Here is a 12,912-nt window from a genome sequence, read left to right as displayed (position 1 = left end):
CCCGGGGCGGGTGCCCCGGGCGCCGTCGGATGACCGGTCGGATCAGGAGAAGCGGACCTTGATGGAGGTCCCGTCCTGCTCCAGCACCTTGATCTTGGTGCCGGTCGCGGGGAGCTTGACGCCGTGGTTCGGCAGCTCCGGGTACCAGTACTGCTTGGTGTCGTCGAACAGCGGCTGCGCCGCCTGGCCGCGGATGTACTGCGGCTGGCTGTTGTGGTGCAGCGTGAACGAGTCCGCCTTCTTCAGGCTGAACGGCGCGTCGTAGACCTGGACGCGGGCCCGCCAGGGCTGCCCGGTCAGGTTGTAGATCGGCCGCGGGTGCGCGTCGATGATCATGTTGCGACCCTCACCCGGGTGCTCGAACGTGTCGTTGTCCGGCCACCGCAGGTTCCAGTACGAGATCAGCAGACCCTCCTGGTACGCGTAGTGGTCCACGTAGTCCGGGCGGGTGTTCGCGTAGCCGAAGTAGTACGGGCCGGTCTTCAGGTACTTGTCGTACGAGACGTACGAGCGGTGACCGGCGATGTAGTAGTTGTCGAAGAGGCGCTTGTAGGTCTCCTCGACGATCGACCAGCCGGCGACGGTCCAGTCGCCCGTGCCGTTCTCGGCGCCGTCGGAGAAGACGGTGCCACCGTCGGCGGTCACCGTGATGGCGTCACCGAAGAAGCCACCCGAGGAGACACCGCCGTCGGTCTGGTAGCGGAGCCGGAACTGCACCGTCTTGCCGGCGGCGAAGTCCATCGGGATGACGATGTCGACCCACTGGTTGTTGCTGGAACCGTCCAGCGCGGGGCGGCCCGGGGTGACCTCGGGGAGCGGCTCGCCGTCCACCGTGCCCGGCAGGGCGGACCAGGTCTGTCCACCGTCGACCGACGCCTCGAAGAAGAGGTAGTCGTATCCGGCCTCGATGTTGTAGCGGCCCTTCATCGACAGCGACGCCGACGACTTCCCGGTGAGGTCGATCGTCCGGGTCATCGTGTTGTTCAGGTCGTCGTCGTTGCCCGAGAAGAACTGCTTGGTGCCCTCGAACGGCTTGCCGTTGTCGAAGGAGTACTCCCGCTGCGGGAGGACCACCACGGCGGCCTGCGGCTTGTCGGAGTTGTACTCCTGCGGGCCGAGGGTCATGGTGCGCTTCTGCCCGGCCACGACCACCTCGTAGTCGAGCCAGCCGAGCTGGAGCTTGTTCCACGCGCCGAGGTCGCCACCGCGCTCGCCGATGCCGCCGTCGCCCGTGGCGCCGAGCCGGCTCTGGGCCATCAGGGTCCAGTGCTCGTTGTTGTTGTCGCCGCCGTTGTACAGGTTGTAGTCGTCCGGCAGACCCAGGTCGTGGGCGTACTCGTGGTAGAAGACGGCCCGGCCGCCGTTCTCCGGCTGGATGGTGTAGTCACCGACCCAGATGCCGGTGTTGCCGATCTGGGTGCCGCCGGCCGGGAAGTTCGGCGGGCCGGTCACACCCTGGTCGCTGGCGAAGGCGTACCAGCGGTGGCTCCAGATGGCGTCCTCACCCTGCCACGGGTCGCCGTCGGCCTGGTCGCCACCGGCGTGCACGATCTGGAAGTGGTCGATGTAGCCGTCCGGCTCGTTGAAGTTGCCGTCGCCGTCGTGGTCGTACCGGTCCCACTTGTCGAAGGACTTCATGTCGGCGGCGATCTGCGCGTCGGTGCGGCCGGCGGCCTTCTGGTCGGCGACCCACTGGTTCGCGGCGTCCCGGACCAGCGCCCAGACGTTGCTGCAGGTGGTGTCCGGGCACGGGTAGCCGTTGGAGCGGCCGTACCGGGCCTCGTTGTACCGCACCTTGACCCAGTCGGTGACCTTGCCGTCGACGCTGTACCGACCCGAGGACTGGGCCTCGTAGTACTGCTTGACCGACTCTTCGCCCTTACCGGTGCCGAAGTAGAGGTTGCGGAAGTAGTCCGCGCTGTAGTCCTCCTGCCAGACGGTGGAGTTGTCCACCGCGCGGTTCGGCTGGGGGATCTCGTTGCGCAGCGGACCGTCGAACCGGCGCGGACCCTCGGTGTTCGGGTCGGTGTCCTGGTCCGGGTAGCTCGGGTGCCGCTCGTTGCCGAACTCGGCGAGGATCACGAAGATCCGGTCGGTCTGCTCGCGGGCCAGCTCGACGTACTGGTCCTTGGTCTGGCTGCCGCCCTTGGCGGAACGGGCGGCCGGCCCGCTCGCGGCCTGGGTCTTGCCGACCTTGACCACGGTGCTGCCGTTGATCCGCTCGGCCGTGGCGCGGCCGGACAGGACCTCGCTGAGGCCCTCCTGGCGCAGCGCGCGCCGCTTGCTCTCCAACGGGTTGGGCAGGTCGTGCTCGGCGTGAGCGGGCTCGGCAGCCGACGGGGCCGATCCCGGCGCGGCGGCCGGGGGCGCGGCGCTGGCGGTCGCACCAACCGTCAGGCCGGTGGCCGTCAGCGTCAAACCGAGCAGACCCACTGCGACTTTGCGCACGTGGTACCTCCGGTGTGAAGGAAAAACCGACCCCGTTCGGGGTTGGGGGGTCGGCGGAAGAGATCCCGAACGAGGGACCTGTGGTGAACATAGACACTGCTGGGACTGGTGTGAAGACGCTGACGTCGATTTGTTGCACAACCTTGTGACGGCGATGCGACAGCGTCACAAGTCGAGACGGTGTATCGGTGTCGCGGTTCCGCGCGACCGTCGCGCTAAGCCGGACTGACGGGTGGGCCGGGCTGACGGGTGGGCCGGGACGCTTCCCCGGGGGTGGGGAAGCGTCCCGGCCGGAACTCAGGGCCGGGCCGGGGTCACGTACACCGAGGCGTACGCGTTGTCCCGTGCGGTGCGCTTGATGGTGATCGAGACGCCGTAGCTCACGCCCTGGTCACCGGGGTTCCCCGTGCCCAGGATGGTGAAGCCGAGGTCCTGTCCGTACAGTCCGGTCGCCGGGGTGCCGTCCGGGTTCACCACCCGGGTCGTGTACGGCGCGCCGTCGCGCGACGGCACGACCACCGACGCGTCGCTGTCCCGGGCGAACAGCTGCGATCCGTCCCGCACCTCGATGCCCGGGTACCAGCCCTTGGCGTCGGTGAAGGTCTTCACCGCCGGCTGGGCCGGGAAGTTGGTGCAGTACTCGCTGAACGGCTCGCCGGCCGCCTCCAGGCACTCGGTGAACGGGGACGTCGGACGCAGCCCGAAGGCGGCGTTCGACGACTGCGGACGGCTCGGCAGGTTGTCCAGCGTCGACGGGTCCTTCACGGCCGCCTCGCCGGTGCGGCGCAGCGGGTCGAAGTGCGAGTCGACGATGAGCAGCCCGCCCTTGGCCCCGTAGCTGGGCAGCGCGGTCAGCTGCGCGGTCACGTGGTTGACGTCACCGAGCATGGTGTCCCGGTACCAGACCAGCATGCCGGGCGCGTTGTACGCGATCCGGTCGACCTTCCAGGCGTCGTTGGAGTACACCGTGTCGTAGGTGTACTTCAGGCCCTTGTCGAAGCCGTCGAGGTTGCGCCACTCGGCCAGGTAGTAGTGCGCCTGCACCCGGGTGCCGCCGTCGGTGCGCCAGCCCGCGCCGGTGGTGTCGGTGAACGTACCGCCGGTCTGGGTCCAGCCGTTCGTGCCGCCCTCGACGTCGTCGCTCCAGGTGGTGGCCCCGCCGCCGGTGACCGAGAAGTCGTCGGCGAACCAGCCCCGGTCCACGAACGCGGCGTCGGTGGCGTGGCGCAGCCGCACCTGCACGGTGCTGCCCGCGTACGCGGACAGGTCGACGTAGTCGTGCCGCCAGCCGTGCGAGTCACCGGTCAGGCCGTACTTCTTGCCGCCGTAGTCGGCCATCCGGCCGTTCGGGTCGGCGTAGTTGTCGTTCGTGCTGACCAGGTTGCCGGCCTCGTCGTAGACCTTCAGCTCGGTCCAGGTGGACCCACCGTTCGTGGAGACCTCGACGAAGCCGTAGTCCCAGTCCTCCTCGATGGTGTAGTTGTTCCACATCCAGAACTTCGCGTCCGCGGCGGCCGGCACGGCCACCTCGCGGCTGAGCTTGACGTCGGCCCAGTCCTGGTCGTTGCCGCTGTGCCACATGTTCGTCCCGCTGTGCGGGGTGGCCAGGTTGATCACCTTGTCCGGCAGGTTGATCTTGATGCCGTCCTTGGTGCCGCGCGGGGTGCGGGAGGTCTGCCCGAGCAGCACCGTGCGCGGGTCCGCGCCGACCGGGATCTCCAGCGGGTCGGCCCAGCCCAGCACCCACTTGTCCCAGATGCCCATGTGGGTGGGCAGCGCCTGGAACACCTCGCCGGCGTGCGAGCCCGAGCCCATCAGGTCCCAGAAGTCGATGTCCGAGTCGGCGTTGCCGGAGGTGTCGTAGAGGTCCGGCAGGCCCAGGTCGTGCCCGTACTCGTGGGCGAACACGCCGACCCCGGCGTCCTCCGGCTGCACGATGTAGTTCGAGACCTGGAGGTCGGTGCCGGGGATGCGGTAGCCGCCGGCCACCGCCGAGGAGTGCGCCCAGATGGCGTAGGTGCCCTCCGCGCCACCGCCCCGGGACTTGCCCTGGCCGGCGTGCACCAGCACCAGGTGGTCGATCACGCCGTCCGGCTCGTTGACGTTGCCGTCACTGTCCCGGTCGCCCTGGTCCTCGATGTCGTAGTCGGCCCACGGGAAGTCGGGGTCCATCGCGGCCAGCGCGTCGACCGCGTCGGTGGCGAGCCGCCCCGCGCCGAGCGGGTTGTCCGGGTGCCCGTTCATCGCCTGCTCGCGGCCGGCCACCCAGTTGCCGTTCTCGTCCTGGAAGCAGCGGGACGCGGCGTACCAGCCCTCCGAGCGCGGCAGCTTGATCCACGGGCTGGCCTGCCCGTCGACCGTGTACGCCCCCTTCGACATCTCCAGGTACATGTTGCGCATGCTGCGGCCGGAGATGTCGATGCCCGGCTTGCCGTCCGGCCCGATCAGGTCGGTCCGGATCCGCTGCGTGATGCCCGTCTTGCTGTACAGCATCTTGTTGTAGTGGGTGGGCGAGAAGTCCGGCACCCACATCGAGTTGTTGTCCTCGTTGGCGTACGAGGCCGGATTCGGGATGTTGTTGTGCAACGGCCCGTTCTGGACAGTCCCGGGAACGCAGCTCCGGTCCCCGAAGACCGTCTTCGGCACCATCGTCCCGGTGAAGTCGTCGTTCGCCTGGTCGTTGAACTCCACCAGCAGGGTCAGCAGCTTGGCGGTCTGCGTCTGCGGAGCCTTCTTGAACTGGCGTGGGCTCTTACCGGTACGGATCGCCCGGGCCTCGTTGCGCGCCAGCTCACGGGCGGCGGTCGGGTTCCCCCGGGCGTACTTGCGGTCGTACGCGCGAGCCGACTCGACCGCCGGTGCGTGGATGCCGCCGGCGCCCTTGACCTCCCGGCCCCGGGTGTCCGCCTGGACGGCGGGTTCGGCATAGTTGATGTAGAACTCGTCCGTGCCGATGACGGCGCGGACCCCTTCGGCCTCCTCGGCCGAGGCGTTGCCGGGCACGATCAGTGCCGAGGCGGCGAGCGCGATCGCGGGCAGCGCGACGAGCAGACGTCGCCGCGACCCACGTTGCAGACCAGTTTGGCGCATGCCACTCCATTTCTGGACAGGGGAGAAAGGTCGGAATCGCACCCGTCCGTGCAACGATGGACGTCAACGGCTCCGACGGCGTGAACGTAATTCAGAAATCGACCGGGGGACAGATCCCCGGTCGGTCTCCACCCGATCAGCCTCCTCCGGCTCCACCGACCGTCCGAAGCAGACGGCCCTCCTGGTCGTGGCAGCCACTGGGTTGGTAGCAGGGGCCCCCTGCTACCGCTTTCTGCGTAGCAGGGGACCCCTGCAACCACCTGACAAGCGTGCCCAACCACAGCAGAAACGACGGTGGGTGACGGTCCACGTGGACCGTCACCCACCGGAAGGGGTACGCGGAGCGTCAGTCCTCGTCGGACTTTCCGCCGCTCATGCCCGAGGAGATCAGCTCCATCACCGAGGAGTCCTGGAGCGTGGTGACGTCACCGAGAGAGCGGTTCTCCGCCACGTCCCGCAGCAGCCGCCGCATGATCTTGCCGGAGCGGGTCTTCGGCAGCTCCGGCACCAGCATGATCTGCCGGGGCTTGGCGATCGGGCCGAGCGTCCTCGCCACGTGGTTGCGCAGGTCCGCGATGAGCTGCTCGCCCGCGTCACCGGCGGTGTCCACGGTGCCGCGCGGAATGGCGAACGCGACGATCGCCTGCCCGGTCGTCGGGTCGGTCGCGCCGACCACCGCCGCCTCCGCCACCGACGGGTGCGACACCAGCGCCGACTCGACCTCGGTGGTGGAGATGTTGTGCCCGGAGACCAGCATGACGTCGTCCACCCGGCCGAGCAGCCAGATGTGCCCGTCGTCGTCGCGCTTCGCGCCGTCCCCGGCGAAGTACATGCCCTCGAACCGCGACCAGTACGTCTCGATGAACCGGTTGTCGTCGCCCCAGATGGTGCGCAGCATCGACGGCCACGGCTCACGCAGCACCAGGTAACCGCCTCCGCCGTTCGGCACCGACTGGCCCTGGTCGTCCACCACGTCCGCGCTGATCCCCGGCAGCGGGGTCATCGCGCTGCCCGGCTTGGCCTCGGTCACCCCCGGCAGCGGCGAGATCATCATCGCCCCGGTCTCGGTCTGCCACCAGGTGTCGACGATGGGCAGCTCACCCCGGCCGACGTGCTGGCGGTACCAGATCCACGCCTCCGGGTTGATCGGCTCGCCGACGCTGCCGAGCAGCCGCAGCGACGACAGGTCGGCCTGCGCCGGAATGTCCTCGCCCCACTTCATCATGGTGCGGATGAGCGTCGGCGCGGTGTAGAGGATGGTCACCTTGTACCGGTCGACGATCTCCCAGAACCGGCCCTTGTGCGGGGTGTCCGGGGTGCCCTCGTACATCACCTGGGTCGCGCCGTTGGCCAGCGGGCCGTACACGATGTAGGAGTGCCCGGTCACCCAGCCGATGTCGGCGGTGCACCAGTAGACGTCGGTCTCCGGCTTCAGGTCGAAGACCGCGTACGTGGTGTACGCCGTCTGGGTGAGGTAGCCGCCGGTGGTGTGCAGGATGCCCTTCGGGCGGGCGGTGGTGCCCGAGGTGTAGAGGATGAACAGCGGGTGCTCGGCGTCGAACGGCTGGGCGGTGTGCTCGGTCGAGGCGGTCTCCACCGTCTCGTGCCACCAGCGGTCCTTCTCCGACCAGGCGACCTCCTCGCCGGTCCGGCGGACCACCAGCACGTGCTCCACCGACGGGCAGTTCGCCAGCGCCTCGTCCACGGTCGGCTTCAACGCCGACGGCTTGCCCCGACGGAAACCACCGTCGGCGGTGATCACCACCTTGGCGCTGGCGTCCTGGATCCGGTTGGTCAGCGCGTCGGCGGAGAAACCGCCGAAGACCACGCTGTGCGTCGCCCCGATCCGGGCGCAGGCCAGCATGGCGACCGCCGCCTCCGGCACCATCGGCAGATAGATCGCCACCCGGTCACCGGCCACCACACCCAGGTCGGTCAGCGCGTTCGCCGCCTGGCAGGTGAGTTTGTGCAGCTCGGCGTAGGTGATGGTGCGGGTGTCGCCCGGCTCGCCCTCCCAGTGGATGGCGACCCGGTCACCGAGCCCGGCCTCCACGTGCCGGTCCAGGCAGTTGTACGCCACGTTCAACTGGCCGCCGACGAACCACTTCGCGAACGGTGGGTTGGACCAGTCGAGCACCTGGTCCCACTGCTTCGTCCAGGTCAGCCGCTGGGCCTGCCGCTCCCAGAAACCCAGCCGGTCGGCTTCCGCCTCGGCGTACGCGTCGGCCTTGACGTTGGCGTTCGCGGCGAGCGCGGCCGGCGGCGGGAACTGCCGCGTCTCGTTCAGCAAATTGGCCAAGGCCTCGCTCATGGGCGTGACTCCTCGTTGCTCGGATGACCTGCGTCTCGTTGCAGAGAGGTTAACTTCGTCGGCCAGCCGCCGCGACCACGATCGTCGGTCCGACGCGCCCAGCGGCCCGCCGCGCGCGCTCACCGGTGCCGGGGAGGGGCGTGCGTGGTAGCAGGGGACCCCTCCTACCGCTTTTTGCCGAGGAAGGGTCCCCTGCAACCACCTCAGCGGCGTGCTGCGTGGCACGACCGCCTCCAGCGGGTGGACGCGTGCGATGGCGGTGACAGGGGGATGGGGGAGCGTCGCGTACCGCCGGTCCTGACCGGTCGCTAGCGTGACGGGGTGACCTCCGATCCGCTCGCCCCGCTCCTCGCGCTCGCCGACATCGCTCCCGCCGTCGAGCGGGCCCGCGACCACGTCGACCAGGCGATGCGGCACCGTGCGTTGCGCCGGCACGGCGGCCAGGTGGCCGCCGAGGTGAGCCTGCGGTCCGCGGTGGCCAGCGCCGCCCTCGAGGGGTACGCCCACGAGCGTGAGGCGGTCCGGGCCGGCACGGTCACCGACCCGGTGCTCCAGGGGGCGCTGCGGGTGGCCGGCGCGCTGCCCGGGTTGACCGAGCGTTGGTCGCGGGCGCCCCGGCAGGTCCTGGCGAGGTTGCACGTCCTCGCCGCCCGGGACGTCGTGGCCGAGGCGGAGCTGGGACGACCGGTGGCCGATCCGGTGGTCGGCGCCCGACTGGACGGCCTGGCCGGGCTGGTCGCCGGGGGCACCAAGGTTCCACCGCTGCTGCTCGCCGCCGTGGTGCACGGGGAGCTGCTGGCGCTACGGCCGTTCGCCGGCCCGTCCGGCGTGGTGGCCCGCGCCGCCGCCCGGTTGGTGCTTCTGTCCACCGGCTTCGACCCGCGCGGACTGGTCGCGATGGACGTCGGGCACCGGGAGCGGGAGCCCGAGTACGTCGGTTCGGCCGGAGCCTTCGCCACCGGCACCCCGGACGGGCTGCGCTCGTGGCTGCGCCACTACATGACCGCCACCGAGCTGGCCGCCACCCAGCTCACCCTCATCGGCGACGAGATCCTCGCCGCCGCCTGACCTGCCGCGTCGGCATCTTTCGAACCGCCGCGTCGGCACCGCCTGAGCAACCGTCCCGCTCTCCGCCGTGTCGGTGCCCAGAACCGGGCGGTGCGGGACGTCAGGGCCGGCGGGCGGCCTTGTTGACCCGCCGTTGCAGGATCTGCCGGGTGACGGGACCGAGTTCGTCCACGACCTCGATGAGCACGCCGAGCTGGTCGAGCGCGGCCATCGCCCGCTCCGCGCCGGCGCTGTCCACCCCGTCGTAGAGTTCCAGCCCGATGAACGCGGCCGACACGGCGCGGGCGAGACCGGCGACGTCGGCGACCTCGGCGAAGGGCGATCCGGCCAGGAGCCGGCGCAGGACGGCCTCGATCTCGTCCACCCAGAGCTGGAGCGCGTCGGCGGTCGGTGCGGCGAGCCGCTCGTCGCTCTGTGCGCCGGCCAGCATCTGGGCCAGGAACGAGACGTTGCCCAGCGCCCGCTCCTCCTCGTGCAGGGCCCGCCCGACCTCCAGCAGCTCGCGCAGGCTGCCCACCCCGGCGAGCCGGGCCGACCAGCTCGCGACCCGCTCGGCGGTGCCGGCCCGGCAGGCCGCCGACAGCAGCTCGTCCACGCTGCCGAAGTGGTAGAACACCAGCGCCTGGTTCACTCCGGCCGCGGCGGCGATGGTGCGCGCGGAGACTCCGGCGATGCCGTGCTGGCGGATGGCCGTCATCGTCCCGTCGACGAGGCGGCGCTTGGTGTCGGACATCGCTCTCCTGGCGGTCGGCACGGGTGGGGCGGTGCGATCATCGCATCGGTCACGAGCTGCGCCAGCCAGGCGATCCCGGGTAGCCGCATGAGCCAACCCAGCCAGGCCCAGCCGAGGTGCAGGTGCTCGAGTGCGCGGGCGACGGCGGCCACCCCCCGTTCCCGGTGACCGTCGCCACCCGTGTACCCGGCCCGCCACAGCACCCCCGCCGGATGCCGCGCGGCAGGCAGGATCGTGAGGTTCACCGGGCGACGGCGTTCGAGGAACCGCCGGACCGCCGCGCACGGTCCGCAGTCGTCGTCCAGCCAGAGCACCGCAGGTTCCCCGGGAAGGTACGGCCGCCACCGGGGCCACCAGGGCCGGACCCGACGACGGTGGTCCCGCCAGCGCTCTCCGTACCGGCCGTCGAGGTCGTGGTCCTCGTGCGGGCCCGCCACCGCGGCGCTGAAGGCCACCGCCAACGCCGCTCCCACCGCCAGCGCGGCACTGCCCGTGACCAGCGCGGTGAGCATCATCAGGGCCACCGCGCCGACCTGCATCGGGTTGGCGAGATAGGCGTACGGGCCGGTGGTGACGAACCGGCCCGGCGGGTCCCACGGGTACGGTGTCCCGCCGCCCCGGACCGCGAACTCACGTACCGCCGCCAACGCCGGCGTGGCGAGCAGCAGGGCCACCTGCGCGACGAGGACCAGCCGGGACGCCGGCAGCCCGGCGAGCCGCGCCCAGGAACCGCCGCCGAGGGTGAGGGCCAGGGTGGGCAGGAGCCACAGCAGCAGGACGCCGAAGAGCCCGAGCTGGAGCAGCACCCGGGCGGACAGGTGTCGCCGGTCGGCGCTCCACCGGCCGAGCAACTGTGCCGGCAACGCCACACCGAGCAGCCCGACCGCCTCCCCGACCAGCCAGTCCGGCCCGAGGCGCAGCAGCGGGTCCAGGGCGGGCATGGTCACCACGTCCAGCCAGCCCAGCAGGCCGAGGGCGACCGGCAGCGGCAGCACCCGGCGCAGGAGCACCGGGAGCGGCCCCCAGAGCGCCGCCCAGCCGATCCAGAGGTCCACCGGTAGCCCCCGGTACGCCCCGTCCACCGGTGCGAAGGCGTACCAGCCGGTCGTCCGGGACAGCTCGTGCAGAGCGGCGACGCCGACGACGGCGGCCACGAAGGCCAGCAGCGCCGCCGCGCGGGCGGTGCGGTCCCGGTCCCACCGGGCGGCGGCCAGCACCGCCAGCAGGGGCAGAGCCAGGCAGAGGTACCGGGCGGTGGTCACCGCAGCGCCAGCATGTCGAGCAGGTGCCCGCCGCCCTGGTCGAGCAGGACGTCCTGGAGCGGCCCGAAGTACCAGGACGGGTCGAGCCCCCGCCGGTAGGCGACGGTGAGCCGGACCTCGGTGTGGCCGGCGTCCACCGCCTGCCAGCGCAGGTCGGCCCGCTGCCAGGTGAACCAGCGTCCGGTGATGGAGGTGTCTTCGACGAAGCGGAAGGTCAGGTGTCCCGGTGCGGTGGTCGCGACCTCGGCGACGAGGTGACCGCCCGGCCCGTGCGCGCTGCCGTGGTAGCCGAACGTCCACCGGTCGCCCGGGTCGAGGCCGGCTCCGGTGACGTGCCCGGGGACGGGCACTCCCAGCAGCCGCAACGCCGGTGACCGGACCGGGGCGGGGCGGGGACCGGCCGCCAGGCCGGCGGCCACCACGTCGGCGGGGAGCGCCACCACTCGGACCACCTCGATCGACTGCTCCGGGGCGATCCTCGGCCCGATCCCGCTGCCCTCCAGGCCGGGCACGAGCAGCAGCGGCACCAGGATCACGGAGTAGGTGCGGGACGAGCGCCGGACCAGGTTGATCAGAGCCATCGCGCCGTGTGCCACCGCGTAGACCAGGGGCGCGGCCAGCACCACGCAGATCGCGCCCTCGTGCAGGGCCACCGCCGCCAGCAGGAGGGCGATGGTGGTGGTGACGAAGACCCGGCCGTGCGAGGTGCGCCCCGGGGTCAGGGCCAGGGCCGCGGCCAGCAGGACCGGCAGTGCCACGAAGAGCAGGGCGCTGTCCGCCCGACCGTCATAGACGGCGATGGTGAAGACCACCAACCCGAAGGCCCCGATCAGTCCGGCGAGTATCCAGTTCGCCGCAGTCCGGCGCGGTGGTGGTGCCTGCTCCGTCATGCCCCGTCCTCCCGTTTGAGCGTTCGCTCAAATCAGCTTAGGAGTGTTTGAGCGTTCGCTCAAGATGGCCGTGGCGCCCGTTCCTGGCGACGCTGGCCCACCGTTCGCCGGGTCGGCGGAGATGAGCGGGCGCCGACCGCGACGAAACGACCGTGCCCACTGCGCAGGCGGCTCTGCCGGGTCCGGACATGGCGACGCCCGGTACGCGGGGCGTACCAGGCGTGAGGGTGAAAGAGGAGGTGTTGGTCAGGCGACCGGGGTGACCCGGGTGCGGCGGTGCCGGCCGTACCAGGCGATGCCGATGGCGACCCCGACGCCGACGCCGAGCGCGGCGGCGGCCACCGGCACCGCCGGGCGTTCCCGCAGGCGGCGACCCAGCGGGACGGGGTGCCGGAACTCCAGCACTGGCCAGGAGTTCTCGGTGGCCAGCCTGCGCAACTGTCGGTCGGGGTTCACCACGGTGGGGTGGCCGACGCACTCCAGCAGCGGTCGGTCGCTGTACGAGTCGGAGTAGGCGTACGACTCGGCCAGGTCGTAGCCACGCTCGACGGCCAGTTCGCCGACCGCGTCGACCTTGCTCGGCCCGGCGGCGTAGAACTCGACCTCGCCGCTGTACCGGCCGTCCTGCACCGTCATCCGGGTGGCGATGACGTCGGTGACGCCGAGCAGCTCCCCGATCGGGCGGACCATCTCCTCGCCGGAGGCGGAGACCAGGACGACGTCCCGGCCGGCGGCCTGGTGCTCCTCGATGAGGGCGGCGGCCTCGGCGTACACGTAGGGGTTGATCAGCTCGTGGAGGGTCTCCGCGACGATCTGACGGACCTGTTCCACCTGCCAGCCCTTGCAGAGGGCGGCCAGGTAGTCGCGAGTGCGGGCCATGGTCTGCTCGTCGGTTCCGCCGAGCCGGAACATGAGCTGGGCGTAGGCGGACTTGACCACGTCCCGTCGGGTGATCAGGCCATCGCGGTAGAACGGCCGACCGAACGCCAGCGCGCTTGACTTGGCGATGACGGTCTTGTCCAGATCGAAGAAAGCGGCACCTCGGCCCACGGCGCGAAAGTCTAGCCCGATGGTCTAGGGTCGGCGGGTGCCCGGGGGTGGCGAACCTCA

At 70.9% G+C, this 12,912-nt stretch carries 7 protein-coding genes and 1 pseudogene; 1 reads left to right on the top strand and 7 read right to left on the bottom strand.

Going from position 1 to position 12,912, the window contains the following annotated elements:
- Positions 1–42: 42 nt before the first annotated feature.
- The 3 genes from GA0070618_RS07935 to acs all read right to left on the bottom strand — a co-directional run bounded on the left by GA0070618_RS07935 (position 43) and on the right by acs (position 7,849).
- Positions 43–2,433, bottom strand: coding sequence for an immune inhibitor A domain-containing protein (locus GA0070618_RS07935; protein ID WP_088981060.1), 2,391 nt, complete (start codon positions 2,431–2,433; stop codon positions 43–45).
- A 312-nt stretch (positions 2,434–2,745) separates the two neighbouring features.
- Entirely contained in the window at positions 2,746–5,538 is a 2,793-nt protein-coding gene (locus GA0070618_RS07930) for an immune inhibitor A domain-containing protein (RefSeq protein WP_088981059.1), read from the bottom strand.
- A 346-nt stretch (positions 5,539–5,884) separates the two neighbouring features.
- Entirely contained in the window at positions 5,885–7,849 is a 1,965-nt protein-coding gene (gene acs, locus GA0070618_RS07925) for an acetate--CoA ligase (protein WP_088981058.1), read from the bottom strand.
- A gap of 321 nt (positions 7,850–8,170) precedes the next feature.
- Here acs and GA0070618_RS07920 point away from each other — a divergent pair, with 321 nt between their 5' ends.
- Positions 8,171–8,917: a Fic family protein gene (locus GA0070618_RS07920; RefSeq protein WP_088981057.1), complete on the top strand. Its 747-nt coding sequence runs from the start codon at positions 8,171–8,173 to the stop codon at positions 8,915–8,917.
- Positions 8,918–9,017: 100 nt separating this feature from the next.
- Here GA0070618_RS07920 and GA0070618_RS07915 read toward each other — a convergent pair whose 3' ends face one another.
- From GA0070618_RS07915 to GA0070618_RS07900, 4 genes and pseudogenes are all read right to left on the bottom strand, one after another.
- Positions 9,018–9,590, bottom strand: coding sequence for a TetR/AcrR family transcriptional regulator (locus GA0070618_RS07915; protein WP_231931815.1), 573 nt, complete (start codon positions 9,588–9,590; stop codon positions 9,018–9,020).
- Positions 9,545–10,912, bottom strand: a pseudogene (locus tag GA0070618_RS07910) (methyltransferase). Before GA0070618_RS07910 ends, GA0070618_RS07915 begins: the two are co-directional and overlap by 46 nt.
- Positions 10,909–11,802 (bottom strand): hypothetical protein, encoded by an 894-nt coding sequence (locus GA0070618_RS07905; protein ID WP_088981054.1) that lies wholly within the window; start codon positions 11,800–11,802, stop codon positions 10,909–10,911. Before GA0070618_RS07905 ends, GA0070618_RS07910 begins: the two are co-directional and overlap by 4 nt.
- Before the next feature lie 246 nt (positions 11,803–12,048).
- Positions 12,049–12,852, bottom strand: coding sequence for an HAD family hydrolase (locus tag GA0070618_RS07900; protein WP_088981053.1), 804 nt, complete (start codon positions 12,850–12,852; stop codon positions 12,049–12,051).
- Positions 12,853–12,912: the final 60 nt, after the last annotated feature.

The organism is Micromonospora echinospora (genome assembly GCF_900091495.1).
Taxonomy (GTDB): domain Bacteria; phylum Actinomycetota; class Actinomycetes; order Mycobacteriales; family Micromonosporaceae; genus Micromonospora; species Micromonospora echinospora.
This window is presented reverse-complemented; position numbering and strand designations above follow the sequence as displayed.

Excerpts from the sequence above, each read along its gene's own strand:
- GA0070618_RS07930 (WP_088981059.1), bottom strand. The coding sequence starts at position 5,538 with ATGCGCCAAACTGGTCTGCAACGTGGGTCGCGGCGACGTCTGCTCGTC.
- GA0070618_RS07905 (WP_088981054.1), bottom strand. The coding sequence starts at position 11,802 with ATGACGGAGCAGGCACCACCACCGCGCCGGACTGCGGCGAACTGGATA.
- acs (WP_088981058.1), bottom strand. The coding sequence starts at position 7,849 with ATGAGCGAGGCCTTGGCCAATTTGCTGAACGAGACGCGGCAGTTCCCG.